A 26,246-nucleotide genomic window follows, 5' to 3' on the forward strand; every position below is an offset into this window, starting at 1 on the left:
TAAATAGGCACTGTGCCACCCGTGCGGACTGTCATTGCCGGGTGCATAGGCTGGCCTGCAACGTGTTCGCGCCCTATACCTCATGCGCACCGTGCTGCCAGCTCTTCCTGTGATCGGCCTTATCAACAGTGAGCCAACCCCATGTTCAAGATCGTCCATCTGGTGACGGGCGTGGCAGCTTTGCTGCTATCGCTCATACCCAGCCTGAAAACCGATGCGACACCCTTCCTGCAACAACCCGAAGCGGTCTACCTGGCCCTGCTCGGCCTGCTCAACCTGGTGCTGGCGCCGGTGGTGCCACTGTATCATCGCGGCGCGCGGCAACAACTGCAGCACCTGGCCTGCGCCCTGCTGGTGGTTGCCGTCGTGCTACAGACCCTGACACTCCTGGCCCGCCCGGAAATGGGCAACCTGGCAGCCCTGGTCTGTGCGGCGCTGGCCGTGGCCATGCATCTGGCCGTGGGCTTTGCTCGCAGCCCGCGCAAGGCGCGCAGCAGTCAACACGTGACACAGGACGCCGGCAACCGTGATACCGGCACCGTCAAATGGTTCAACACATCGAAAGGCTTTGGTTTCATTTCCCGCGACTCGGGTGATGACATCTTCGTGCACTTTCGGGCCATCCGCGGTGAGGGCCACCGCATCCTGGTCGAAGGCCAGCGCGTGGAGTTTTCGGTGATGCACCGCGACAAGGGCCTGCAGGCCGAAGACGTGGTTGCGGTAACCCGCCGCTGACCAACGGCTGACCGGCTGACGTTATCAACGGCAAGCCAGGCTCCACAAGGTCCGCGCTGCTCCTGAGGGCAGCATCATACCTGTGGTGGCTGGTTTGCCGGCGATAGCAGCCTGGAAGCACTCAATAATGGGGAGGCGGCGCCTCTTCCCCTTCACTGCCATACTGACCAACCATCTCTTCATGACGCTTGATCAGCTCGGCCATCTGCAATTGCAGACGCTCGATCACCCGCGCTTGCTCCACCACCACGTCATTCAGCGCCTGGATAGCGTCATCCTGAAACGCCTGACGGGTTTCCAGTTCGACCATACGCATTTCCAGTGTCATCTCAGGCCTCTTGGTAACCAGCAAGTTGCAGCCCGCGCAGGCGCTGGCGAACAGCTTGCAGTTGATCATCGGTGTAGCTTACAGGTGCACACTTGCCCCATACCGGAGCCGGCCACGCAGCGTCGTCGCGCTGGCGCACGATCACATGCATGTGCAACTGGCTGACCACGTTGCCCAAGGTAGCCACGTTCATCTTGTCGGCTGCGTAGCTGGCCTTCAGCGCTTCTGCCAACAGGGTGGTTTCCTGCCACAACTGCTGTTGCTCTGCCGCATCCAGCTCGAAAAGCTCACTGATACCAGCGCGCTTGGGCACCAGAATGAACCATGGGTAATTGGCATCCTTGCTCAGCAGCAGCTGGCAAAGCGGAAACTCCCCCAGCACCAACGAATCCTGCTGCAAACGCGAATCGAGGACGAACACGGCATATCTCCTTCAGGTAATACCATCCCGCGTCAGGCGGAAAACAGGCCAGCAAGGATACCTTGCACACTCCCGGTAACACAGCGCTACTTTTCGCACCAAAATGAGGCCGCCTGCCCGCCCTCCCCACACCCGCCACCCCACAAACGACGCCGGATGAACAAGTTACGGTAACACCCTGACTCTAAAGGCAGCTTTTTAAATTCTAATGATTCTCGATCGCAAAAGTCACGCGAACAGCCTTCGTCCCGCATTTACGGGACTTTCCGACCCTCGGTAGCAGGTTTTGTGAAAATTTCATGAACTGTTGCGAATTTTGAGCACGCTTGTTGCATTCCCTTCACGCCAAGTCGGCACGACATCTGCAGTAGCAGGTGTACGCGACAAATAACAACAGCGACATGGGTTACCAGGGAGTTTCCTCAACCGGAATCGGCAGTTACAGATTCGTTACGGTGACAGGAACAGCGCTGAGGTTATACGGCCCCTGAACCGGGGCGTGATTTGCGACATGGAAATACTTAAAAGCGACACGGTGAAAAAGTTCCGCAAAGAGTGCTTATAGCCATATCGCCAACAACAGTCTGCGTGCTATACATTTTCGCCGACATAACAAGAAAGAGCTGCCCCATATAACTAAAAGACTTGGACGCAGCGGTACTCTTCCTAAAAACCAAAGGAGCAAATCACGATGCGCGTGATGAAGTGGAGCATGATCGCCCTGGCCGTTGCGGCAGGGACCTCGCAGTTGGCAATGGCCTCGGCACAGGACGAGTCCAAAGGTTTCATCGAAGACAGCAAGCTGAACGTCAAGACCCGCATGCTGTATTTCAGCCGTGACTTCCGTAACAACGCGCCTGGCTCCCAGAGCCGCGTTGAAGAAACCGGCCTTGGCTTCCTCGGCACCTTCGAATCGGGCTTCACCCAAGGCACCGTAGGCTTCGGTATCGACGCCATCGGCATGCTGGGCCTCAAGCTGGACAGCGGTAAAGGCCGCGCCGGCACCGGCCTGTTCCCGACAGGTGCCGACGGCCGTTCGCAAGACGACTACTCCGAAGGCGGCGGCGCAGTGAAAATGCGCATTTCCAACACCGTGCTCAAGTTCGGCGACCAGTTCACCGCCCTGCCAGTACTGGCTACCGACGACAGCCGACTGCTGCCGGAAGTGGCTGAAGGCGGCCTGATCACCAGCAACGAAATCGATGGCCTGACCCTGCATGCCGGTCACTTCACCGCGCTCAACGCCCAGGCTCAGACCTATCACGACAGCCTGAACCTGACTGAAGCCAACGTCTTTGGTGGCACCTACGCCATTACCGACAGCCTCAGCACCAGCGTCTACTACTCGCGTGTCGAAGATCACTTCCGCAAGTGGTACGGCAACATCAACTGGGCGCTGCCGATCAGCGACAAGCAAGGCCTGGTGTTCGACTTCAACATCTATGACACCAAGTCGATTGGCAACAACCTGACCGGCGCCTACGTCAGCAAGTCCGACGGCACCAATGAGCTGGACAACATCGCAGCCAGCCTGTCGGGCGCCTACAACATTGGCGCCCACACCTTCACCCTGGCCTACCAGAAAGTCAGCGGCGACGGTGATTACGCGTACGGCGTGGACGGTGGCGGTACCGTCTTCCTGGCCAACTCCGTTGCCCGTTCCGACTTCAACGCCGAAGACGAAAAATCCTGGCAAGCGCGCTACGACCTGAACTTCGCCGAGTTCGGTGTACCTGGCCTGACCTTCATGACCCGTTACGTTCGCGGTTCCGGTGCCACCACCCGCACCACCGACAGCGGCAAGGAATGGGAACGCGACATCGACGTCAAGTACGTGATGCAGAGCGGCCCGGCCAAGGACCTGAGCTTCCGCGTGCGTCAGGCCACCTACCGCTCCAGCGACGGTGTGTACTACGGCTCCTCGTCGATCGACGAACTGCGCCTGATCGTGGAGTACCCGCTGAGCATCCTGTAAGCCTGGCTTGCACTGCCCCGCACCTGAAAAAGCCCGGCAATCACGCCGGGCTTTTTCTTGGCTGACAAGTGTCACGCCCTGGGGCATCCTGTACGCCTTCGTTTCCCCCCCGTACAATGCGGGGCTATTTCAACGTCTTAGGCAATCGACACGGCTAACCATGCGCACCAGTCAATATTTGCTCGCCACCCAGAAAGAAACCCCTGCCGACGCAGTGGTCATCAGCCATCAGCTCATGCTGCGTGCCGGCATGATCCGCAAACTGGCCTCCGGCCTGTACACCTGGCTGCCGATGGGCTTGCGGGTAATGCGCAAGGTCGAAGCCGTGGTGCGTGAGGAAATGAACGCCGCCGGCGCCCTGGAAGTGCTGATGCCGAGCATCCAGCCCGCCGAACTGTGGCAGGAATCCGGTCGCTGGGAGCAATACGGCCCTGAGCTGCTGCGCGTGAAAGACCGCCACCAGCGCGATTTCTGCGTCGGCCCAACCCACGAAGAAGTGATCACCGACCTGGCCCGTAACGAGCTGTCCAGCTATAAACAGCTGCCGCTCAACATGTACCAGATCCAGACCAAGTTCCGTGACGAGATCCGCCCGCGCTTCGGCCTGATGCGTGGCCGCGAGTTCATCATGAAGGACGCCTACTCGTTCCATGCCGACCAGGCTTCCCTGCAGGAAACCTACGATCGCATGCACCAGGCGTACAGCAATGTGTTCACCCGCCTGGGCCTGGACTTCCGCCCTGTGCAGGCCGACACCGGCTCGATCGGTGGCAGCTACTCGCACGAGTTTCACGTACTGGCCGAGTCCGGCGAAGATGACGTGATCTTCAGCGATAGTTCCGACTATGCCGCCAACATCGAGAAAGCCGAGGCCATCCCGCGTGAAACCGTGCGTCCAGCACCTACCGAGGAGCTGCGCCTGGTCGATACCCCGAACGCCAAGACCATCGCCCAGCTGGTGGAGAACCACGGCCTGCCGATCGAAAAGACCGTCAAGACCCTGATCGTGCGCGGCGCCGAAGAGGGCAAGCTGATTGCCCTGATCGTCCGTGGCGACCACGAACTGAACGAAATCAAGGCCACCAAGCTGGAACAGGTTGCCGACCCGCTGGTCATGGCCACCGAAGCCGAGCTGCGCAATGCCATTGGCGCCGGTGCCGGCTCGCTCGGCCCGCTCAACCTGCCACTGGAAATCATCATCGACCGCTCGGTTGCCCTGATGAGCGACTTCGGCATTGGCGCCAACATCGACGACAAGCACTACTTCGGCGTCAACTGGGAGCGCGATCTGCCGGTTCCACAAGTCGCCGACCTGCGTAACGTGGTCGAGGGCGACCCAAGCCCGGACGGCCAAGGCACTCTGGTTATCAAACGCGGCATCGAAGTGGGCCACATCTTCCAGCTGGGCACCAAGTACAGCGAGGCACTGAAGTGCCAGGTGCTGGGCGAGAACGGCAAGCCGGTCGTACTGTCGATGGGTTGCTATGGCATTGGCGTGTCCCGCGTGGTTGCTGCTGCCATCGAGCAGAGCTATGACGACAAAGGCATCATCTGGAACGACGCCCTGGCTCCGTTCCAGATTGCCCTGGTACCGCTGCGCTACGAAACCGACGTGGTCCGCGACGCAACCGACAAGCTGTATGCCGAACTGACTGCCGCCGGCTATGAAGTGCTGCTGGACGACCGCGACAAGAAGACCAGCCCAGGCATCAAGTTTGCCGACATGGAGCTGATCGGCATCCCACACCGCATCGTCGTCAGCGATCGCGGCCTGGCCGAAGGCAACCTGGAGTACAAGCACCGCACCGAGCAGGACGCCCAGACGTTGCCGCTCAATGAAGTGCTGACCTTCCTGCAGGCCCGCGTTCGCCGCTGACAACCAATGCACGAGTGATCATGTTCAAGCGAAGTACCTTTACCCTGGGGAGTGCCGCACTGTGCGGCACCCTGCTCGTCAGCGGCTGCGCCAACCAGATGTCCCAGCGCAGCGACCATGAGGAGCGCGTCGAGCGCAAACTGCTCGAGCACACCCTGCAGATCGATGTCGGCGAGCCGAAGGTGATGGAGCTTCCGCAGCGACGTGTGCGCGTGCACGAGCAAAAGCGCTTCGAAGTCACCGAATTCGAAGTGACCCGTCGCTATGACCGCTACACGCCTTACCAGCCCTGGCGGGAGATCTACGAGATCCCGCTGGGTGCAGTGGCCGTGGTGGCGGGCGTCGGCGCCAATGTGGTCAACGTCTTCGCCCTGGGCAACCTGCCGCAAAGCATCACGCACGACTGGCTCAGTTATGGCGTGGATGGGCTCAACCCGTTCATGAACGTGCCATCCAACGGTCGCGCCCAGCAGAACCTGGCCGGGATCAGCGAAGTGCAAAAAGGCAAGCGCGAGGAATTCACCAGCCTGCCCTGGAGCGAGCGCCTGGTGGAGGTCAAGGCCGGCAAGATGACCCACGAGCTGACCACCGACCGTAACGGCGTGCTGCGCCTGAACCTGCTCGACAGCCCGTTCTCCGAGCAGAACCTCAACCACGTCGGTACCTTGCACCTGCAGGTACATGACGAGGACAATGCGGTACGAGGCGATGCCAGCCTGCTGGTCAGCGCCACCCTGCGCAACAAGCTGCTTGAGGCCCATGAACTGATCTTCGATGACCTCGAAGATGATGAAGTCGGCCAGTGGGTGCACCGGGTCAAGCGCTTGTCCGAGCTGGGCCTTGAAGAGGAAGCCAGTGAAATGGAACAGAGCCTGATCGAGCTGACCCGCAATGATCCGGAACTGCAGCAGGAGTTCTTGCAGTCGCTGACCAAGGCCACTGGCCGGTTGGTGGCCGATCCGGGCGTGCATTAACAGAAGGGGCTGCATTGCAGCCCCTTTCATTTATTAGGCGGGAACAGCTCCAGCTGTTCATGCGCACCCCGCAAGTCACGCAATCGCACCCCTACCCCTAGCAAGCGTACCGGCTTGCCACCACGGGCGAACGCCTGCCCCAGCAACTGCCGATAACTCTCCAGGTCCCGGCCCGCCCCCGCCTGCTCCATGGTGGTTTGGCTGAAGTCATGGAACTTGACCTTGACGAATGGTTTGTCTGGCCGGTAGCTGCTGTCCATGCGGGCGATGCGTTCGTTCAGACTGTCCAGCAGCTCTGGCAGCCGCGCCAGGCAAGTGGCCAGGTCTGGCAGGTCGGCGTCGTAGGTGTTTTCCACACTCACCGACTGGCGTCGGCTGTCGTTATGCACCGCACGCTCATCGATCCCCCGCGCCAGCCCCCACAACCGCTCGCCAAAACTGCCGAACTCGCGCACCAACGCCAGCCGTGACCACTCACGCAAATGCAGGCAGGTTTCGATGCCCAGCCGCGTCAGTTTGTCGGCCGTCACCTTGCCCACCCCATGCAACCTGGCCACTGGCAAGGCGGCAACGAACGCTTCCACTTCATTAGGGGTAATCACGAACAGTCCATTGGGTTTGCGCCAGTCACTGGCGATCTTGGCCAGAAACTTGTTAGGCGCCACACCAGCCGACACGGTGATATGCAGGGTACGGGCAACCCGCCGGCGAATGTCCTCGGCGATGCGCGTGGCGCTGCCCGAGTACCACTGGCTTTCGCTTACATCCAGATAGGCTTCGTCCAGCGACAAAGGCTCGATGAGCTCCGTGTAGTCGCGAAAGATCGTGTGGATTTCCCGTGAGGCCTCACGGTAGGCCTCGAAGCGCGGCTTGACGATCAACAGATCGGGGCAGAGCTTCAGCGCATGCCGTGACGACATGGCCGAGCGCACTCCATAGGCACGCGCTTCATAGTTGCAGGTGGCGATTACCCCGCGGTGGTCGGGCGAGCCCCCCACCGCCATGGGCCGGCCGGCCAGGCGCGGGTCGTCACGCATCTCGATCGCAGCGTAAAAACAATCGCAGTCGACGTGAATGATCTTGCGCAAGGACATGGACGACCGTCAGCACTGTAAATTCATACAGATAGTATCGCATGCGCCCTGCTCTGAAACAGCTCACCGGCCTGACTACACGATAATCGGCCTGAAAGCCCCGCCGTGCCTGAGCTGGATACTGTTATCAAGCGCTAAGGGTTTGAACAAAAAAGGTTTTTCCAAAACAATTGCTTGACATCGGAGCGCAAATCCGTAGAATTCGATCTCACAGGCGCGGGATGGAGCAGCCTGGTAGCTCGTCGGGCTCATAACCCGAAGGTCGTCGGTTCAAATCCGGCTCCCGCAACCAGATTCGAGAAAAGGCCACTGTTAACGCAGTGGCCTTTTTCTTTGCCCGCAGAAAAGCTTTTTCGAAAAAGCTCGAGAAATCAATGCCTAGCGCTTGACATATAAACCGTACGCTGTAGAATTCGCCCCACTGACGCGGGATGGAGCAGCCTGGTAGCTCGTCGGGCTCATAACCCGAAGGTCGTCGGTTCAAATCCGGCTCCCGCAACCAGATTCAAGAAAAGGCCACTGTTAACACAGTGGCCTTTTTCTTTGCCTGTTGGTTAGCGTTTTCGAAAAAACATCGACAAATCAAAGCCTAGCGCTTGACATACAACCTACACACTGTAGAATCCGCCCCACTGACGCGGGATGGAGCAGCCTGGTAGCTCGTCGGGCTCATAACCCGAAGGTCGTCGGTTCAAATCCGGCTCCCGCAACCATATTCGTCAGAACAAACCCCGCCTGTGTAAGCAGCGCGGGGTTTGTTGCTTTTTACCCTCCTGACTTTTGCCACCTCGATTTTCCCTTCCCTCATGCCACTCCGCAGGCTTGAGATGTCGCGCCCTGGATGAACTATCTTTAACCCTGCCAAGCCGCTGCAAACGCCTGAGGCCGGAGTACCATTGGATACGTTTTCCTAAGGGACTTTCACTTGGCCGCACCTTTCCCTCACCTCGCGCTGCATGCCCGGGGCAACTCATGACTTCGCACAATCCCGAACCTGCGGTGCCACTCGCTACGGCACTACCCGGTGCTGTGCAGCGTCTGCCCTTACTCGAACGCCTGAGTCGCTACCGCCAGCCCATAGGCCTGATGGTGACCCTGTTATTGTTCACGATGGCCTTGATTGCCTGCCGCCACCTGCTGAACGAGCTAGACATCTATGCCTTGCACGATGCCATGCTCAGCGTGCCGACCCAGTCATTGCTGGGCGCCTTGCTGGCAACGGGGGTCGGCTTTGTGATCCTGCTGGGCTACGAGTGGTCGGCCAGCCGCTATGCCGGCGTGAAGCTGCCAGCACGCAGCTTGGTACTGGGCGGCTTCAGCGCCTTTGCCATCGGCAACGCCATCGGCCTGTCGATGCTCTCTGGCGGCTCGGTTCGCTATCGCCTGTACGCACGCCTGGGGCTGGGTGCTGGCGAAGTCGCACGCATGACTGTGTTTGCCAGCCTGTCACTGGGCTGCGCGCTGCCGCCCCTGGCCGCCCTGGCGACATTGAGCAACCTGCCGGCGGCCTCGACAGCACTCGGGTTGGCGCCCGGCCTGCTGGCAGCTGTCGCCAGCGCCGTGCTGGTGCTGTCTGCCTTGCTGGTCATTGGCTTGTACCACCGACGCCTGGCCGAGCAACCGTTGTCCGATAACCTGCTCGTTCAACTGGGCCGGCGCACACTTCGCCTGCCCAATGCGCGCCTGGCGGCCCTGCAACTGCTCATTACCGCGCTGGATGTAGGGGCGGCTGCCACCGTGCTCTACCTGTTGCTGCCAGAAGCCCCTCCTTTCGGCGCATTCGTACTGGTATACCTGCTGGCCTTGGCTGCGGGCGTGCTCAGCCACGTACCGGGCGGCGTCGGGGTATTCGAAGCGATCCTGCTGGCGGCCTTTGCCGACCAACTCGGTGCCGCACCGCTGGCCGCTGCCTTGCTGCTGTACCGGCTGATCTATGTGGTATTGCCACTGCTGCTGGCCTGCGTGTTGCTGCTGGCCAATGAAGCCCGGCGCCTGCTGTTTGCACAACAGGCCATCAAGGCCGCTTCGGGTCTGGCCGCACCGGTCCTGTCTATTCTGGTGTTCCTGTCCGGCATGGTGCTGCTGTTTTCCGGTGCCACGCCCGAGATAGACACGCGCCTGGAGCACATGGGCTTCCTGGTGCCACACCGGCTGATCGATGCCTCTCATTTCGGCGCCAGCCTGATCGGTGTGCTATGCCTGCTGCTGGCCCAAGGCCTGCGTCGGCGCCTGTCCGCCGCCTGGCTACTGACCACCGTGCTGTTGCTGGTCGGCGCCCTGCTGTCGCTGTTGAAGGGTTTTGACTGGGAAGAGGCTTGCCTGCTGACCTTTACCGCCGCCCTGCTCGCTCTGTTCCGCCGCTCGTTCTATCGCCCCAGCCGCCTGCTGGAGCTACCCTTCTCGCCGGTGTTCCTGGTGGCCAGCGCCTGTGCAGTAGGCGCATCGGTGTGGCTGCTGCTGTTCGCTTACCAGGATGTCCCTTACAGCCATCAGCTATGGTGGCAGTTCACCCTGGATGCCGACGCACCACGGGGCCTGCGCGCTGCCATGGGCAGTGCCTTGCTGCTGGCTGCCGTGGCTCTGACGTGGCTGCTGCGCACAGCGCCGCCGGTGATCCACCTGCCCGATGAAGAAGAGCTGCAACGCGCCAACCGTATCCTGCAGGCCTCCGACCAGCCAGACGGTGGCTTGGCGCTGACTGGCGACAAGGCGTTGCTGTTCCACCCGCGTGATAACGCGTTCCTCATGTACGCCCGGCGCGGCCGCAGCCTGGTGGCGCTGTACGACCCGATAGGCCCAGCCCAGGAGCGTGCCGAAATGATCTGGCAGTTCCGCGACCTGTGCGACCTGCACCACGCACGGCCAGTGTTCTACCAGGTGCGCGCGGAGAACCTGCCGTTCTACATGGACATCGGCCTGACCGCATTGAAGCTGGGTGAAGAAGCCCGGGTCGACTTGCGCCGCTTCGACCTTGAAGCCAAAGGCAAGGAGATGAAAGACCTGCGCTACACCTGGAACCGCGGCGGACGCGATGGCCTGAGCCTGGAGATCCATGAGCCCGGTCACGCCCCGCTGGCTGAGCTGAAGGAAATTTCCGATGCCTGGCTCGGCGGCAAGAGCGTGCGCGAGAAAGGCTTCTCGCTGGGACGCTTCAGCCCGGACTACCTGCAGCACTTCCGCATAGCCCTGATTCGCTTCCAGGGCCGCCCGGTAGCTTTCGCCAACTTGCTGGAGACCCATGGAAACGAGCTGGCCAGCCTCGACCTGATGCGTGCGCACCCCGAAGCGCCAAAGCTGACCATGGAGTTCATGATGATCGGCTTGATCCTGCACTACAAAAGCCATGACTACGGGCGTTTCAGCCTGGGCATGGTGCCGCTTTCCGGCCTGCAACCAAGGCGTGGCGCCCCCTTGACCCAGCGCTTGGGTTCGCTGGTGTTCCGCCGTGGTGAACAGCTTTACAACTTCCAGGGGCTTCGACGCTTCAAGGACAAGTTCCAGCCGGACTGGGAACCCCGCTACATGGCCGTGCCAGCCGGGCTCGACCCGCTGGTGGCGCTGGCCGACACCGCCGCCCTGATTGCAGGCGGCCTGACTGGATTGGTGAAACGCTGATGACCCGACGCTTTTGGCTGTACCTGCTGGTTCCCCTGTTGCTGGCTGCCTTGGGTGGCGCGCTGGCCTTCTGGCTGTGGACGCGCCCGGCCCCCGAGGCACGCCTGGAACAAATGAGCATCAATGACACCAGCATCACCCTTGTTACCCCTGGCGTGCCCCCCAAGGTCCGGGTGGCCATCGGTGTGCCACAGGACCAGGCACTGACGGGCAAGCAACTGCTCGACCTGAGCCAGGCCGGTGAAGCCCAGCTGGTGCAGGTGACTCTGCCCCCTAATGATTGCAGCAAGCAGCAACAGGCCATGGACCAGGCGCTGGCCCAACTGCAGGAAAAACCAACCTTGGTCGCCGGTATCGGCCCCGGTGCCGCTCAGGCCTGGCGTTGGCTGGCAAGCCAGAACGATGACCAGGCGCGGGCCATTTCCGTGGGCTTCACCCTCGAACAGGCTGGCTGCCGGGCACCGCTGCCCAAGTCGGCGGCCCATGGCCACTGGAACGTCGCCTGGAACGACAACCCGGATGACGCCAGCGCCGCCTTCGTGCGCGACCAGGCCAACGCCGAAACCAGCATCAGCGACTACGACATCCACTTGCCACAAGTGCTCAAGGCGCAACTCACCCAAGCCCTGGTCGGCCATGACGGTAACGCACTGGCCATGCCGGTGGTCGAGGTGCCGGCCGGGCAAACGACAGACACGGTCACCTTGTTCCTTTCTGGTGATGGCGGCTGGCGCGACCTGGACCGCGACGTGGCCGGGGAAATGGCCAAGCTGGGTTACCCGGTGGTAGGCATCGACACGCTACGCTACTACTGGCAGCACAAGACCCCGGAACAAAGCGCCGCCGACCTTTCCGAGCTGATGCATCACTACCGGCAGAAGTGGGGTACCAAGCGCTTCGTATTGACCGGCTATTCGTTCGGCGCCGATGTGCTGCCGGCGATCTACAACCGCCTGCCGGCCGAGGACCAACAGCGTATCGACGCGGTGATGCTGTTAGCCTTCGCGCGCAGTGGCAGCTTCGAGATCGAGGTCGAGGGTTGGCTGGGCAAGGAAGGCCAGGAAGCCCCAACCGGGCCGGAAATGGCCAAGCTGCCAACGTCCAAGGTCGTCTGCGTGTATGGCGTAGAGGAAACCGACGAGAGCGGTTGCACGGAAAACACAGCAGTCGGTGAGCGCCTGAAACTGCCTGGCGGGCATCACTTCGACGAGAACTACCCGGCACTCGCCAAGCGGTTGATTGGCGAGATCGAGACGCGCCAGGGCAAGTCCCGCGTAACTGAGCAGAATTGACAAGCATCAGGGCCGCCCTGCGGCCCTGACAGTGCTGTATGAACCACTCAGATCTCGACCTGCGTTCCCAGCTCGATCACCCGGTTCAACGGCAGGTTGAAGAAGCGCAGGTTGCCGTTGGCATTCTTCAGCAAGAACGCGAACAGGTTGCCCCGCCAGCGCGACATCCCCTCCAGCCGTGACGCGATCACCGTCTCGCGGCTAAGGAAGTAGGTGGTGCGCATCGGCGTGAAGTCCAGGCCTTCCAGATGGCACAGCTTCAACGCGGCAGGCACGTCCGGCTCATCCATGAACCCAAAGTGCAGCAACACACGGAAGAATCCGTCGCCATAGGCTTCCACCTCGAAACGCTCATGTTCCGGCACCCGGGGCCGGTCTTCGCTGACCACAGTCAGCAGCACCACCTGGCTGTGCAGCACCTGGTTGTGCAACATGTTGTGCAGCAGCGCATGCGGCACGGCATCGGAGCGTGCAGTCAGAAACACTGCCGTACCCTCGACCCGGTGCGGTGGCTGAATACGGATGCTGCTGATGAACAATGGCAATGGCAGCGCACCTTCATCGATGCGCTCGACCAGAATCTGCTTGCCGCGCTTCCAGGTGCTCATCAGCAGGAACAGCACACCGCCGGCCAACACCGGGAAGGCACCACCCTGGGCGATTTTCGGCACGTTGGCGGCGAAAAACAGCCCGTCGACAAACAGGAAGCCGACCAGAATCGGCACTGCGAGCAGCGGCGGCCACTTCCACAGCAGCAGCATCACCGCGGATACCAGAATGGTGGTCATCAGCATGGTACCGGTGACCGCAACCCCATAGGCAGCCGCCAGAGCGCCCGACGAGCCGAAGCCGATGACCAACAGCACCACGCCCACCATCAGCGTCCAGTTCACCGCACCAATGTAGATCTGCCCCTGCTCGTCGCTTGAGGTGTGCTGAATGTGCATACGTGGGATGTAGCCCAGCTGGATGGCTTGACGGGTCAGGGAGAAGGCCCCGGAAATCACCGCCTGCGAGGCGATAACCGTGGCCATGGTTGCCAGCCCGACCAAGGGCAGCAGCGCCCAGTCCGGCGCCAGCAGGTAGAACGGGTTGCGCGCGGCCTCCGGGTTTTGCAGCAGCAGTGCACCCTGGCCAAAATAGTTGAGCAGCAGCGCCGGTAGCACCAGGAGGAACCAGGCCCGGGCAATCGGCTTGCGGCCAAAGTGCCCCATGTCGGCGTACAGCGCCTCGGCACCGGTCAGCGCCAGCACGACCGCGCCGAGAATGGCCACGCCGATGCCTGGGTGCACCACGAAGAAGTTGACTGCCCAGCCCGGGTTGAACGCCTTGAGCACTTCCGGGCTCTGCGAGATGCCATGCACACCCAACGCGCCCAGCGCCACGAACCAGGTAACCATGATCGGACCAAACAGCTTGCCGATCTTCTCGGTGCCGTGCCGCTGCACCAGGAACAGTGCCACCAGCACCACCAGCGAAATTGGCACCACCCAATGGTCGATGCCGTCGAAGGCCAGGCCTACGCCCTCCACCGCCGACAGCACCGACACCGCCGGAGTGATCATACTGTCACCATAGAACAGCGAAGCGCCGATCAAGCCACAGATCACCATCAGCGTGCGCAGCCGCGGGTAGGCCGCCGTGGCCCGCCGCGCCAGTGCAGTCAGCGCCATGGTGCCGCCCTCACCCTGGTTATCAGCACGCAAGATGAACATCACGTACTTGAACGACACCACCCACAGCAGCGACCACAGGATCAGCGACAGGATCCCCAGCACGCCATCATGGTTGACCGAGACCCCATAGCCGCCGGTAAAGACTTCCTTGAGGGTATACAACGGGCTCGTGCCGATATCGCCATAAACTACCCCGACCGCCGCCACGAGCAGGCCCAACGACCGCGAAGCCCCCTGCCTCCCTGCGTGCTCGCCCTCAGCGTGACTGCTTGCCTGAACCATCGACCACTCCTGCAAACGGCCCTCACGGCCCTTGGTAATCACTTTGCCACCAGCCCCCCGGCGCAACGGCGCGAAGCATAGCGCAGCGTTCGTCGTATTTCTGCTGGTCAAGCGCCCTTGCGCTCGCTAGGATTGCGCACTTTTTGATCAAAGGCGCCAAAATCGCCCGTCAAGTTCGCCCCGATTCCGGCCGGGCGACCTGCATTCAATACCGAGGTCAGTCATGTCCACCACGCCCGCCCCCAAGGCAGGTTTCGGTTTGGAGGGCTTGGGTTGCCCTGATGACTCTCAATCTACACTTGAACGTTGATCCTACCTCTCCTATACCGCTCATCCCCTGATCAAGAAAAATCACACGCTGAGACAAGCGTCACCTTGTACAACGTAGATGAACCCCCTATCATCCAGCTACGCCATTGACGCACACAAGGGACTGCATGATCTTCATCGAGACCCCAGTATTCACCTCCGATCTCAAGGAGCATCTGGATGATGAAGAATACCGGGCTTTGCAGGCCTATCTGGCCGAGCATCCCGAAGCAGGTTCTCTCCTAGAGGAAACCGGCGGCCTCAGAAAAATCCGCTGGGCAGCCAAGGGCAAGGGCAAGAGTGGGGGTGTACGAGTGATCTACTACCACGTCACTGCAGCCCACCAGATCCGTATGATTCTGATCTATCGCAAGGGAATCGTGGATACCTTGGCGAGCAGTCAGAAAGCGCAGCTTCGCGCACTAAACAAAGGGTGGAAATAATGGATAAGAATCTCTTCGATCGTCTTGTGGAAAGCATGACTCAGATGGATGAGATCGATCGCGGTGAGCGTCAGCCCTCGCGTGAATTCCACGTAGACGCAGTTCAAGTCAAAAAGATTCGTCAAGCCACCGGCCTCTCACAGGCTGCGTTTGCCAAACGTATCGATGTCGCAGTAGGGACTTTACGGAATTGGGAACAGGGCCGTCGCGAGCCTGAAGGACCAGCTCGTGCCTTGCTTCGAGCGATTCATAACGATCCTGAGCATGTACTTGCGGCATTGAGCTAAGTACATAAAAGCCCACAGTAGCGCTTTTTAAGCACACAGCCCGACAGGAAACTCACCTTACCTCAGCGTGACCACTTGCCTGAACCATCGCCCCCTCCCGCAAACGGCCCTCACGGCCCTTGGTAATCACTTTGCCACCAGGCCCTTGAAGGCCCCCCGGCGCAACGGCGCGAAGCATAGCGCAGCGTTCGTCGTATTTCTGCTGGTCAAGCGCCCTTGCGCTCGCTAGAATTGCGCACTTTTTGATCAGAGGCGCCAAAAGCGCCCGTCAAGTTCGCCCCCGATTCCGGCCGGGCGACCTGCATTCAATACCGAGGTTAGTCATGTCCACCACGCCCGCCACCCCCAAGGTAGGTTTCGTAAGCCTGGGTTGCCCAAAAGCCTTGGTCGACTCTGAACGCATCCTGACCCAGCTGCGCATGGAAGGCTATGAAGTCGTGCCCACCTACGAGGACGCCGACGTGGTGGTGGTCAACACCTGCGGCTTCATCGACAGCGCCAAGGCCGAATCGCTGGAAGTGATCGGCGAAGCGATCAAGGAAAACGGCAAGGTCATCGTTACCGGCTGCATGGGCGTCGAGGAAGGCAACATCCGTGACGTGCATCCAAGCGTGCTGTCGGTCACCGGCCCACAGCAGTACGAGCAGGTAGTCAACGCGGTGCACGAAGTGGTGCCGCCGCGTCAGGACCACAACCCGCTGATCGACCTGGTGCCGCCACAGGGTGTCAAGCTGACCCCGCGCCACTATGCCTACCTGAAGATTTCCGAAGGCTGCAACCACAGCTGCAGCTTCTGCATCATCCCGTCGATGCGCGGCAAGCTGGTCAGCCGCCCGGTGGGTGAAGTGCTGAGTGAGGCCGAGCGCCTGGTCAAGGCCGGGGTCAAGGAGATCCTGGTGATTTCCCAGGACACCAGCGCCTACGGCGTCGACGTCAAGTACAAGACCGACTTCTGGAACGGCCGCCCGGTCAAGACCCGTATGCTTGAGCTGTGCGAAGCGCTGAGCAGCCTGGGCGCCTGGGTACGTCTGCACTATGTGTACCCTTACCCGAACGTTGACGACGTGATCCCGCTGATGGCTGCCGGCAAGATCCTGCCGTACCTGGACATCCCGTTCCAGCACGCCAGCCCGAAAGTGCTCAAGTCGATGAAGCGCCCTGCCTTCGAAGACCGCACCCTGGCACGCATCAAGAACTGGCGCGAGCAATGCCCTGAGCTGGTGATCCGCTCCACCTTCATCGTCGGCTTCCCGGGCGAGACCGAGGAAGACTTCCAGTACCTGCTGGACTGGCTGACCGAAGCCCAGCTCGACCGCGTGGGCTGCTTCCAGTACTCGCCGGTAGAAGGCGCCCCGGCCAACGACCTGGGCCTGGAAGAAGTACCGGACGACGTCAAGCAGGCGCGCTGGGACCGCTTCATGGCCCACCAGCAGGCCATCAGTGCTGCCCGCCTGCAATTGCGCATCGGCAAGGAAATCGACGTGCTGATCGACGAAGTCGAGGAGCAAGGCTCGGTTGGCCGCAGCTTCTTCGATGCACCGGAAATCGACGGCAGCGTGTTCATCGATGGCGACCATGGTTTCAAGCCTGGCGACAAAGTGCGTTGCCGTGTGGTGGATGCCGACGAGTACGACATGTGGGCTGAACCCATCTAAAACGGCTGAAGCCAGCAAAGCCCCTGCCCCGGCGTTCTCCATAGGGAATGACCGGTGCAGGGGCTTTTTTCGTCAAACCGTGTGGAACCGCATCAGGCGGCCCTCAACTGCATTCGGCTTTCTCAACCTTCTCGACTTTCTCAACTTGTTCGGGCCTTTCGACAACCCTACTTTTTGGCCCCTTTCGACCTGTTCAATAAACCTCCACCCCCCGGGGCTCGACGTGTGGTTGACCTGCTATGTTTTCCCTATCGCCCCAGAGGAACACCGGCATGTCTGCGCTACTGACGCTGCAAACCCCGCGCTTGTGCGACTACAGCGAGCTGGTACAAGTGTGGGAGGACTCGGTACGCGCCACCCACGACTTCCTGCCAGAGGGCTATATCCTGCTGCTGCGCGAACATGTGCTGCGCCGTTATCTCGACGCAGTGATGCTGGTCTGCTGCAAGGACCGCCAGCGCATCTGTGGTTTCGCCGGTGTCGCCAACGGGCGGGTGGACATGCTGTTCGTCGCACCTGGCTACCGTGGCCAAGGGGTAGGCAAGCGCCTGCTGCGCTATGCCATCAGCGAACTGAATGCCGAGTACCTTGACGTCAACGAACAGAACCCGAAAGCGCTGGGCTTCTACCTGCATGAAGGTTTCGAGGTCATCGGCCGTTCGGAAACCGACGGCCTGGGCCAGCCCTATCCTCTGCTGCACATGAGGCTAATGCGTACAGTGACTTGAGGCGGCGCCTGAATGTGCCGCGCTATGTGTCCAAAATGGCGCATCTGACACAGATTCCCATCATCTACCGCTTGCAGGCAGGTACAATGGAGGCCTTTCCCTGCCTTGCGAATTGCCCCATGTCCGAACCCGTCCGCCTGTCCAAACGCCTCATCGAGCAGCTCGGCTGCTCCCGCCGCGAGGCCGAGCAGTACATTGAAGGAGGCTGGGTAACGGTCGATGGCGTGGTGGTCGAGCAACCGCAGTTCAAGGTCGAGCAGCAGCGCGTCGAGCTACTGCCGGGCGCCCGTGCCGAAACCCTGGAACCGGTGACCCTGCTGCTGAACCAGCCAGCCGGCATGGACAGTGAAGTCGCCCGCGCCAGCATGAACATGGGCAGCCTCAGCGAAGCCCACCGCGAAGGCGTGCGCGCCCTGCACGGGCATTTTGCCCGGCAGGCCTGCGTGGCACCGCTGGAGCGTGGCGCCAGCGGCCTGCAGGTGTTTACCCAGGACTGGCGGGTATCCCGCAAGATCGAGGCCGACCTGCGTCGCCTGGAACAGGAGTTCATCATTCAAGTGCGCGGCGAAACCACCCCCCAGGCGCTGGAACGCCTGGCGCGTGGGGCCATGCGCAATGACCGCGAATTGCCTAAGGCCAAGGCCAGCTGGCAGAACGAGACACACCTGCGCATGGTATTGAAAAACCCACAACCAGGGCAGATTTCCGAACTATGCGCCTACCTGCGCCTGGAGCTTTTAGGCATGCGACGCATTCGCCTGGGTGGTGTGTCGATGGGCAAGCTGCCCTTGGCCCAATGGCGCTACCTGGCTACCTCCGAACGTTTCTAAGCAATACGCCGCGCTGGAACGCGCGGCACCTGAACAGGATTCTGCTGCAATGAACCACAACGACGTCCTGCGCAGCCTGCGCTACATGCTCAAGGTGAACGACGCCAAGATGGCCGAGATCATCGGGCTCTCTGGCCTCGAAGTGCATCCTCTGGTGCTGGCCACCTACCTGAAAAAAGAAGAAGAGGAAGGCTTCGTGCGCTGCCCGGAACGGGTAATGGCGCACTTCCTTGACGGCCTGGTGATCTACCGCCGAGGCAAAGACGATAGCCGCCCGCAGCAGCCGATCGAGCTGCCGGTAACCAACAACCTTATCCTCAAGAAGCTGCGTGTGGCCTTTGAGCTCAAGGAAGACGACCTGCACGCGATTCTCAAGTCGGTCAACTTCCCGGTCAGCAAACCTGAGCTCAGCGCGCTGTTCCGCAAGGCGGGCCACGACAACTACCGCCCCTGCGGCGACCAGTTGATGCGTAACTTCCTCAAGGGCCTGACCCTGCGCGTGCGCGGCTGAGTGGCCATGCAGCATACGGTTGTCCCGGTCGGCATCGTCCACTCCTGTTTCAAGGAAAAGTTCGCCATTCCGCGCCAGCCGCAGCTGGCGCCTGCCGCCCGGGGCGTACTCGAACTGTTGCCGCCGTTCGATCAAGGTGACGCGGTCGAGGGCCTGGAGCAGGTCAGCCATGTCTGGCTGCTGTTCCTGTTCCACCAGGCCCTGGAAGAAAAGCCGCGCCTGAAAGTGCGACCACCGCGTCTGGGCGGCAACAGGAGCATGGGGGTGTTCGCCACCCGCGCCACCCACCGGCCCAACGGTATCGGCCAGTCGGTGGTACGCCTGGAGGGCGTGGAGCCCGGGCGCCTGCTGCTGTCCGGGATCGACCTGCTCGACGGCACGCCGGTGCTGGACATCAAGCCGTATGTGCCCTATGCCGACAGCATCGCTGGCGCCAGCAACCAGATGGCCAACGCAGCGCCGGTGGCAATTGCCGTGCACTGGGCCGACAACGCCCTGCTCCAGGCCCGCGAGCATGCGCTGCGCCTGAGCGAGCCGCTGGTGGAACTGATCGAGCAATGCCTGGCGCAGGACCCACGGCCGGCCTACCAGATACCACCGGCCGAGCGGGTGTACGGGGTGAAGTTCTGGGACGTGCAAGTAAGGTGGCATTACCCGCAGCCGGACGTCATCCGGGTGTTGGAAGTGGTACTGGGCTGAGGGCCACGGGCTTCGCCCGTGTTCGCGGGCAAGCCCGCTCCCACAGGGATCGCGCCAGCTTTTAGAAATTGAGCAAGACAGTCACAAGGGACCGCGCAGACACGAAAAAGGCGACCTTGGGTCGCCTTTCTCATTTCAACTAGCTATCAACGAGCCGGGCCTTCAGCCACGCCCAGATCGTCGGTCGGGCGGGTATCGATCAACGGCGCACCACCGGAGGCCAATTCCGAAGCCAGCTTGTCGTCGTCCATTTCCTTGACCCACTTGGCCACCACCACGGTGGCAACGGCGTTGCCCACCAGGTTGGTCAGGGCGCGGGCTTCGGACATGAAGCGGTCGATGCCGAGGATCAGCGCCAGGCCGGCAACCGGCAGGTGGCCAACAGCCGACAGGGTCGCGGCCAGCACGATGAAGCCCGAACCGGTAACGCCGGCAGCACCCTTGGAAGCCACCAGCAGTACCAGCAGCAGGGTGATCTGGTGAGTGATGTCCATGGTGGTGTCAGTGGCCTGAGCGATGAACACCGCAGCCATGGTCAGGTAGATCGAGGTACCGTCCAGGTTGAACGAGTAGCCGGTAGGGATAACCAGGCCGACTACCGATTTCTTGGCACCCAGGCGCTCCATCTTGGCCAGCATGCGCGGCAGGGCCGACTCCGAGGACGAAGTACCCAGCACGATCAGCAGTTCTTCACGGATGTAGCGGATCAGCTTGAGCACGCTGAAGCCGTGGGCACGGCAGATACCGCCCAGCACCACCAGTACGAACAGCAGGCAGGTGATGTAGAAGCAGGCCATCAGATAGCCCAGTTGCACCAGCGAGCCAACACCGTACTGGCCGATGGTGAAGGCCATGGCGCCAAACGCGCCGACCGGGGCCAGCTTCATGATCATGTTGATGATGTTGAACATGACATGGGCGAAGCGGTCGATCAGGTCCAGCACCGGCTTGCCGTAGCTGCCCAGGCGGTGCAGGGCGAAACCGAACAGCACCGAGAACATCAGCACTTGCAGGATGTCGCCGTTGGCGAAGGCGCCGACGACCGTATTGGGGATGACGTTAAGCAGGAAACCGACGGTAGTCTGCTGCGAGCCGGCGGCGGCGTAGGCAGCCACGCTACTGGCGTTCAGGGTGCTGACGTCGATGTGCATGCCAGCGCCTGGCTTGACCACGTTGACGACGACGAGGCCAATGATCAGCGCGATGGTGGAGACGATTTCAAAGTACAGCAACGCGTAGCCGCCGGTTTTGCCGACCGACTTCATGCTCTGCATGCCGGCAATGCCGCTGACCACGGTACAGAAGATGATCGGGGCGATGACCATCTTGATCAGTTTGACGAAGCCGTCACCCAAGGGTTTGAGGGCAACGCCCGTTTCCGGGTAGTAGTGGCCGAGCAGGATGCCGATGGTGATGGCGACCAACACCTGAACATACAGGGATTTGTACAGCGGCTGACGTGTCGTCATGGCTAATTTTCCTCAAGTGTGCCGGTTCACCCTTTCCAGGGTAATGGGGCACCTGAATCGCTAACCCTCCTGCACTTGGAGGGATTTGTCGTTGTGTTCGAGCTGCCTGGGCAGGCCTCTGCGAGGATCAATAGCAAGGGTGGTGCCAAAATGCCCATGAAGGGTGCAAAGCCCGTATTTGCTAGGGATAAATGCCCAACGACAGGGCGATATTCCCGGGACGGATTGGCGGATTTCCGCCCGGTGGCGGAATTTGTACAGGGAGGAATGGCGGAAATCCGCCCATTATGGATTGCCTGTGCCGGCCCATTCGCGGATTTACCTGCGGATGGGCCGGCACAGGCTGCGAGTCAATCCAGGTTGAAGGTGATTCTGAACGCGGCGCCCCCCAGCGGAGAATCGCCAAGGCTCAGCTCGGCGTCATAGCTGTCAACGATATCCTTGACCACCGCCAAGCCTATGCCCTGCCCCGGGTGCTGGCTGTCCAGCCGCTCCCCGCGCTCCAGAATGCGCTCGCGCTGGTCGGCGGGCACCCCCGGCCCATCGTCCTCGATGCACAAGGTCAGATACCCCGGCGCCTTCATCAGGCTCACCCGCACTTGGCCCAGGCTCAGCCGGTAGGCGTTCTCCAGCAGGTTGCCGAGCATTTCCAGCAACGCGCCCTGCTCCATCGGTACCTGCGCCGCATCCGGCAACTCCAGCACCACGTTCACACGTTTGTCCCGGTACACCTTGGCCAAGGTGCTGCACAGGCTGTCGAGCAACGGCCGCAGCAGTACGCTGTGGCGTACCAGGCCACTCTTGCGCAGGCTGGCGCGTTGCAGTTGATAGTCGATCTGCTGGCTCATGCGCTCGATCTGGCTTTGCAGCACCCGCGCCTGTTCGCGCTCGCCGCTGCGTTGCTGCAAGCTTTCACCCACACCCTGCAACACCGCCAGCGGCGTCTTCAGGCTGTGTGCCAGGTCGTCCAGCGAATCACGGTAGCGCGTGCGCTGCTCACGCTCACTGCGCAACAGACGGTTGAGCGAGCGGGTCAGGCGCAGCAACTCGCGTGGGTGCTCGCCGCTCAGGCCGTCACGCGCACCTGATTCCACTTCATCCAGTTCGTGGCTGAGGTGTCGCAACGAGCGCAGCCCCCAGGTCAGGCCTGCCCACAACAACACCATGAGCGCCAGCAATGCAGCGCCGAACCCCAGGTAGAGTTTTTCGCGCAGGCCATTGAGGGTGGCCTTGTACTCGCTCACGGGCTGCAGGGCGACAATGCTGTAGGCGGCGCTCTGCCCGCCCAGCAGTTTAATCTCGACGTCGTACACGAAGAACTCTTCGCCATCGGACTGGTGAATGCGGGCAAACTCGTTGCCGCGCCCGTCATAGCGCGGCCGGTAGTTGATGTGCCGCTCTGCGGTGGCACGCGACTGCCAGACCAGTTTGCCGTCGCGGTCAAAGATATAGCCGAGCAGGCCTGTGTAGGGCAGGTTGTAGCGCTCGTCCGGCAGCAGTGTCGGCATCTGCAACTGGCCATGCTCGATACGCGCAGCGGAAATCAGCGTGGTCACATCAGAGGCCAGACGCTGCTCGATCGATTCCTGCAGAGCCAGGCTGAAGGCCTTCTGCAAAGCCGGCAGCAGCGCCAGCATGAACAGCAGCGCCAGCACTGCGGCGGCCAGCATCAGGCGCACCCGCAGCGAACGGATCATCGGCAGCGCTCAGTGAACAGGTAGCCCAGGCCGCGCACCGTGTCGATGGGCTTGAAACCGTGCTCGCCTTCAAGCTTGCGGCGCAGACGGCCAACCAGCACTTCGATGACATTGGGGTCACGCTCTTCGTCACCTGGATACAACTGCTCCATCAGGCGATCCTTGGCCACCACCTGCTGGTGATGGCGCATGAGGTATTCGAGGATGCGGTATTCGTAGGCAGTGAGGGCAAGGGCTTGTTCGTCCAGGGTGGCCTGCTTGCGGTTGAGGTCAAGCACCAAGGGGCCAGCGGCGATGGTCGACTGGGTGAAACCACTGGAGCGGCGCAACAGGGCATTGAGCCGAGCTTCAAGCTCCTCGAACTGAAACGGCTTGACCAGGTAGTCGTCGGCACCGGCGGCCAGGCCCTCGACCTTGTCTTGCCAGTTGCCACGGGCCGTGAGGATGAGAATGGGGAAGGTCTTGTCCTGGCTGCGCAAGCGTGTGATCAGCTCCAGGCCGCTGATACCGGGCAGGCCCAGGTCGATGATGGCAAGGTCGAAATGGTACTGCTCGGCCTGGTACAGCGCCTCTTCGGCGTCAGCGACCGCCTCGACCACATGGCCGCTTTCGCCCAGGCGGGTGTAGAGGTGATGACGAAGCAGGGCTTCGTCCTCGACCACCAGCAGTTTCATGTGCAGCTCCTTATGTGTATTGCCTGTACCGGCCCTTTCGCGGGCACGCCCGCTCCCACAGCAATCGCACAGCTTCTGAAACTTGTGCAGCACCTGTGAAGCCAAAGGCACTGCACGGTTTCTGAGGTTTGCGCAGTACCTGTGGGAGCGGGCGTGCCCGCGAAGAGGCCAGTACAGGATAACGCGGCTCGTCCGTCAGAACTTGTATGAAGCAGCCAGGTAGGTCTGGGCGCTGCTGGTCAGACGCAGGGTGCCGTCCTTCGGCCCGCCATGTGCGCCCACCTCGGTCGCGGCATTGGTGCGCAGGTAACGGTAGCCCAGTTCGACCGAGGCCTTGTCGGTGATGTCCTGGATCACACCGGCCTGCAGGCCGTAGGCATAACCGTAGTCAGTATCCCGGCTGGCGCCTGGCGAGTCCTGGGTAAGCTTGGTCACACCCAGGCTGCCCCCACCGAAAAGCTTGGTGGTATCGCCCACCGGCAGGAACAAATCGTAGCTGCCCAGCAGGTTTTCCTGGCGCAACTTCAGGCCGCTGTGGTCGCCCGAGACATTGTCATAGGTCATGTAGTAGCGGCCCTGGTCGTTGATCTTGCCCAGACGCACACCCCAGGTATCGTCCTTGCCGATAATACCGTCGGCATTGAGGTGGTCGGTGTTGCGTTGCAGCAGGCCGGACTTGCGGACTTTGTCGCTGGTCTGGCCGTAGGTGAGGCTGGCGAAGTTGTCGTCCGCGGCCTGGGCGGTGGTAATGCCAGCGGCACAGACGGCCATGGCGGCAAGCAGGGTATTGAAGGTTTTCATGGCTGGATACTCCAGTTGGGTGCGCTGTTTCGGTCTGGAAGCTAGAGTAATCAGGGCACCCTGAACCGCGACTGAACCCTGGCTGAACCCCGGCTGAACGAACCGACAGCAAAACAAGGAGTAGTGAACATGCGAGCCCTGCTGGCCCTGACCCTGATGTGCAGCGCCGCCCTCGCCCAAGCGGCGGTAGTGACCCGTGAAATTCCTTATCAGGACGACGATGGCAACCGCCTCGTCGGCTACTACGCCTACGATGATGCGCTGGACGGCAAACGCCCAGGCATCGTTGTGGTGCATGAATGGTGGGGCCTGAACGACTATGCCAAGCGCCGCGCGAGAGATCTTGCCGCCCTGGGCTACAAGGCACTGGCGATCGACATGTACGGCGATGGCAAGCACACCGAGCACCCGCAGGATGCCCAGGCATTCATGGCCGCAGCGATGAAGGACCCGGCCGCGGCAGCAGCGCGCTTCAACGCGGGCCTGGACCTGTTGAAAAAGCAGCCGAATGTGAACAAGCATCAACTGGGCGCTATCGGCTACTGTTTTGGCGGCAAGGTAGTGCTCGATGCGGCACGCCGGGGAGAAAAGCTCGATGGCGTGGTGAGCTTCCATGGCGCGCTGGCCACCCAGTCCCCGGCAAAACCTGGCGTGGTGCGGGCCGATATCCTGGTCGAGCATGGTGCGGCGGACAGCATGGTCACCCCACAGCAGGTAGAGGCGTTCAAGGCCGAGATGGATGCGGCCAAGGTCAACTACCAGTTCGTCAACATTGATGGGGCCAAGCACGGCTTCACCAACCCCGATGCCGATCGGCTGAGCCATGGTGAGCATGGGGGGCCGGACATTGGCTATAACAAGGCAGCGGACGAGCGTTCCTGGGCGGATATGCAGGCGTTCTTCAAGAAGGTGTTCAAATAAAAGATTGTGCAATCGTTGTGGCAGCAACTGTCTTGCTCAATTTCTAAAAGCTGGCGCGATCTGTGTGAGAGCGGGCTTGCCCGCGAACACGGGCGAAGTGCCCGTGCCATCCACCGCGGTGTATTCTTCGCGGGTAAACCCGCTCCCACACGGATCACGCTGTGATCTGCGCCATGTTTTCATGGCTGCGGTAAGTCATCCTGCCACGCCACCTCCCTTAGCGCCTGCACAGCTGGCACAATAGCCGCCATGAACACACTTCCCGCCTGCTGCGCCCCGCTCCAGCACCACTGGCCCCTGCCCCACCCATTGCCCGGCGCGGTGCTGGTCAGTTGCGCCTTCGACCCTGCCCACCTGGCAACCGACGACTTCCAGCGCGCTGGCGTACTGCCCAGTGCCAGCCTGCTGCGCTCGGTGGCCAAGCGCCAGGCCGAGTACCTGGCCGGTCGCGTATGTGCCCGTGCCGCGCTGCAGCGCCTGGACGGTCGCGACTACGTCCCCGGCACCCATGAGGACCGCTCGCCCATCTGGCCCGCCGGTATTCATGGCTCGATCACACACGGCAAGGGCTGGGCCGCCGCCGTGGTCGCCGCCGAGGGCAGTTGCCAAGGCCTGGGGCTGGATCAGGAAACCCTGCTGGATGACGAGCGCGCCGAGCGGCTTATGGGTGAAATCCTTATCCCGGCAGAGCTCGAACGCCTGGACCGCCGTCATCTCGGCCTGACCGTTACCTTGACCTTTTCGCTGAAGGAAAGCCTGTTCAAGACCCTTTACCCGTTGACCCGTCAGCGCTTCTACTTCGAGCACGCCGAAGTGCTGGACTGGTCCAGCGAAGGCCTGGTGCGCCTGCGCCTGCTTGCCGACCTGTCGCCGCAGTGGCGACACGGCGCAGAGCTGCAAGGCCAGTTCTGCCTGCAGGACGGCCACCTGCTGAGTCTGGTCAGCGTCTGACCT

23 protein-coding genes and 3 tRNA genes are annotated in these 26,246 nt (G+C 61.5%); 18 read left to right on the forward strand and 8 right to left on the reverse strand.

Annotated features, from left to right (window positions below):
* Positions 1-141 precede the first annotated feature (141 nt).
* Positions 142-735 carry a cold-shock protein gene (locus tag ACYCCG_RS07585; RefSeq protein ID WP_281067763.1) on the forward strand — a complete coding sequence of 198 codons (594 nt, stop codon included), beginning with the start codon at positions 142-144 and terminating at the stop codon, positions 733-735.
* 121 nt (positions 736-856) lie between these two features.
* Here ACYCCG_RS07585 and ACYCCG_RS07590 read toward each other — a convergent pair whose 3' ends face one another.
* Together ACYCCG_RS07590 and ACYCCG_RS07595 are read right to left on the reverse strand one after the other, a co-directional pair.
* On the reverse strand, positions 857-1,063 hold the full coding sequence (locus ACYCCG_RS07590) for a SlyX family protein (protein ID WP_012051473.1): 207 nt from the start codon (positions 1,061-1,063) through the stop codon (positions 857-859).
* A 1-nt stretch (position 1,064) separates the two neighbouring features.
* Positions 1,065-1,484, reverse strand: a complete 420-nt coding sequence (locus ACYCCG_RS07595; protein WP_176685103.1) for an HIT domain-containing protein — start codon at positions 1,482-1,484, stop codon at positions 1,065-1,067.
* Between the two features lie 691 nt (positions 1,485-2,175).
* Here ACYCCG_RS07595 and ACYCCG_RS07600 point away from each other — a divergent pair.
* The 3 genes from ACYCCG_RS07600 to ACYCCG_RS07610 all read left to right on the forward strand — a co-directional run bounded on the left by ACYCCG_RS07600 (position 2,176) and on the right by ACYCCG_RS07610 (position 6,309).
* A complete protein-coding gene (locus tag ACYCCG_RS07600; protein ID WP_176685104.1) occupies positions 2,176-3,459 on the forward strand; it encodes an OprD family porin in 1,284 nt (427 codons plus the stop codon).
* A 160-nt stretch (positions 3,460-3,619) separates the two neighbouring features.
* The gene (locus tag ACYCCG_RS07605) at positions 3,620-5,335 is read left to right on the forward strand and encodes a proline--tRNA ligase (RefSeq protein ID WP_339443522.1); all 1,716 of its coding nucleotides are present in this window, start codon (positions 3,620-3,622) and stop codon (positions 5,333-5,335) included.
* 20 nt (positions 5,336-5,355) lie between these two features.
* Positions 5,356-6,309, forward strand: a complete 954-nt coding sequence (locus ACYCCG_RS07610; protein ID WP_176685106.1) for a hypothetical protein — start codon at positions 5,356-5,358, stop codon at positions 6,307-6,309.
* Positions 6,310-6,335: 26 nt separating this feature from the next.
* Here ACYCCG_RS07610 and dinB read toward each other — a convergent pair whose 3' ends face one another.
* A complete protein-coding gene (gene dinB / locus ACYCCG_RS07615; RefSeq protein WP_209969904.1) occupies positions 6,336-7,397 on the reverse strand; it encodes a DNA polymerase IV in 1,062 nt (353 codons plus the stop codon).
* Between the two features lie 221 nt (positions 7,398-7,618).
* On the opposite strand from dinB, the gene ACYCCG_RS07620 reads away from it, so the two are divergent.
* The 5 genes from ACYCCG_RS07620 to ACYCCG_RS07640 all read left to right on the forward strand — a co-directional run bounded on the left by ACYCCG_RS07620 (position 7,619) and on the right by ACYCCG_RS07640 (position 12,310).
* Positions 7,619-7,695, forward strand: a tRNA-Met gene (locus ACYCCG_RS07620).
* 133 nt (positions 7,696-7,828) lie between these two features.
* Positions 7,829-7,905: transfer RNA gene (locus ACYCCG_RS07625), tRNA-Met, on the forward strand.
* A 134-nt stretch (positions 7,906-8,039) separates the two neighbouring features.
* Positions 8,040-8,116, forward strand: a tRNA-Met gene (locus tag ACYCCG_RS07630).
* Positions 8,117-8,375: 259 nt separating this feature from the next.
* Positions 8,376-11,018, forward strand: a complete 2,643-nt coding sequence (gene mprF, locus ACYCCG_RS07635; protein ID WP_209967597.1) for a bifunctional lysylphosphatidylglycerol flippase/synthetase MprF — start codon at positions 8,376-8,378, stop codon at positions 11,016-11,018.
* Positions 11,018-12,310 (forward strand): virulence factor family protein, encoded by a 1,293-nt coding sequence (locus ACYCCG_RS07640; protein ID WP_459669945.1) that lies wholly within the window; start codon positions 11,018-11,020, stop codon positions 12,308-12,310. The genes mprF and ACYCCG_RS07640 overlap by 1 nt, the downstream gene beginning before the upstream one ends.
* 47 nt (positions 12,311-12,357) lie before the next feature.
* Here the strand turns inward: ACYCCG_RS07640 and ACYCCG_RS07645 are convergent, their stop codons facing one another.
* Positions 12,358-14,268 carry a potassium transporter Kup gene (locus tag ACYCCG_RS07645; protein ID WP_176685109.1) on the reverse strand — a complete coding sequence of 637 codons (1,911 nt, stop codon included), beginning with the start codon at positions 14,266-14,268 and terminating at the stop codon, positions 12,358-12,360.
* Positions 14,269-14,705: 437 nt separating this feature from the next.
* On the opposite strand from ACYCCG_RS07645, the gene ACYCCG_RS07650 reads away from it, so the two are divergent.
* The 7 genes from ACYCCG_RS07650 to tsaA all read left to right on the forward strand — a co-directional run bounded on the left by ACYCCG_RS07650 (position 14,706) and on the right by tsaA (position 19,730).
* On the forward strand, positions 14,706-15,020 hold the full coding sequence (locus tag ACYCCG_RS07650) for a hypothetical protein (RefSeq protein ID WP_209967600.1): 315 nt from the start codon (positions 14,706-14,708) through the stop codon (positions 15,018-15,020).
* On the forward strand, positions 15,020-15,307 hold the full coding sequence (locus ACYCCG_RS07655) for a helix-turn-helix domain-containing protein (protein ID WP_103462107.1): 288 nt from the start codon (positions 15,020-15,022) through the stop codon (positions 15,305-15,307). The genes ACYCCG_RS07650 and ACYCCG_RS07655 overlap by 1 nt, the downstream gene beginning before the upstream one ends.
* A gap of 323 nt (positions 15,308-15,630) precedes the next feature.
* Positions 15,631-16,962 (forward strand): 30S ribosomal protein S12 methylthiotransferase RimO, encoded by a 1,332-nt coding sequence (rimO, locus tag ACYCCG_RS07660; protein WP_209967602.1) that lies wholly within the window; start codon positions 15,631-15,633, stop codon positions 16,960-16,962.
* 272 nt (positions 16,963-17,234) lie between these two features.
* On the forward strand, positions 17,235-17,690 hold the full coding sequence (locus ACYCCG_RS07665; protein ID WP_176685110.1) for a GNAT family N-acetyltransferase: 456 nt from the start codon (positions 17,235-17,237) through the stop codon (positions 17,688-17,690).
* A gap of 119 nt (positions 17,691-17,809) precedes the next feature.
* Positions 17,810-18,520 (forward strand): rRNA pseudouridine synthase, encoded by a 711-nt coding sequence (locus ACYCCG_RS07670; protein WP_339443516.1) that lies wholly within the window; start codon positions 17,810-17,812, stop codon positions 18,518-18,520.
* 49 nt (positions 18,521-18,569) lie between these two features.
* Entirely contained in the window at positions 18,570-19,031 is a 462-nt protein-coding gene (locus ACYCCG_RS07675; protein ID WP_003254807.1) for a YehS family protein, read from the forward strand.
* A 6-nt stretch (positions 19,032-19,037) separates the two neighbouring features.
* Complete coding sequence (gene tsaA / locus ACYCCG_RS07680) at positions 19,038-19,730, forward strand: tRNA (N6-threonylcarbamoyladenosine(37)-N6)-methyltransferase TrmO (protein ID WP_459669952.1); 693 nt, start codon at positions 19,038-19,040, stop codon at positions 19,728-19,730.
* 146 nt (positions 19,731-19,876) lie between these two features.
* Here tsaA and ACYCCG_RS07685 read toward each other — a convergent pair whose 3' ends face one another.
* From ACYCCG_RS07685 to ACYCCG_RS07700, 4 genes are all read right to left on the reverse strand, one after another.
* Positions 19,877-21,199: a dicarboxylate/amino acid:cation symporter gene (locus ACYCCG_RS07685; protein WP_021783312.1), complete on the reverse strand. Its 1,323-nt coding sequence runs from the start codon at positions 21,197-21,199 to the stop codon at positions 19,877-19,879.
* Between the two features lie 350 nt (positions 21,200-21,549).
* Positions 21,550-22,896 carry an ATP-binding protein gene (locus ACYCCG_RS07690; protein WP_459669955.1) on the reverse strand — a complete coding sequence of 449 codons (1,347 nt, stop codon included), beginning with the start codon at positions 22,894-22,896 and terminating at the stop codon, positions 21,550-21,552.
* Positions 22,893-23,570: a response regulator gene (locus tag ACYCCG_RS07695; RefSeq protein ID WP_176685113.1), complete on the reverse strand. Its 678-nt coding sequence runs from the start codon at positions 23,568-23,570 to the stop codon at positions 22,893-22,895. Before ACYCCG_RS07695 ends, ACYCCG_RS07690 begins: the two co-directional genes overlap by 4 nt.
* Before the next feature lie 195 nt (positions 23,571-23,765).
* Positions 23,766-24,371 (reverse strand): outer membrane beta-barrel protein, encoded by a 606-nt coding sequence (locus tag ACYCCG_RS07700; protein WP_010952338.1) that lies wholly within the window; start codon positions 24,369-24,371, stop codon positions 23,766-23,768.
* A gap of 129 nt (positions 24,372-24,500) precedes the next feature.
* On the opposite strand from ACYCCG_RS07700, the gene ACYCCG_RS07705 reads away from it, so the two are divergent.
* Together ACYCCG_RS07705 and ACYCCG_RS07710 are read left to right on the forward strand one after the other, a co-directional pair.
* Positions 24,501-25,292, forward strand: coding sequence for a dienelactone hydrolase family protein (locus tag ACYCCG_RS07705; protein ID WP_339443514.1), 792 nt, complete (start codon positions 24,501-24,503; stop codon positions 25,290-25,292).
* Between the two features lie 249 nt (positions 25,293-25,541).
* Entirely contained in the window at positions 25,542-26,243 is a 702-nt protein-coding gene (locus tag ACYCCG_RS07710) for a 4'-phosphopantetheinyl transferase family protein (RefSeq protein ID WP_459669958.1), read from the forward strand.
* Positions 26,244-26,246: the final 3 nt, after the last annotated feature.

This window comes from Pseudomonas sp. VEM90 (assembly GCF_054611535.1).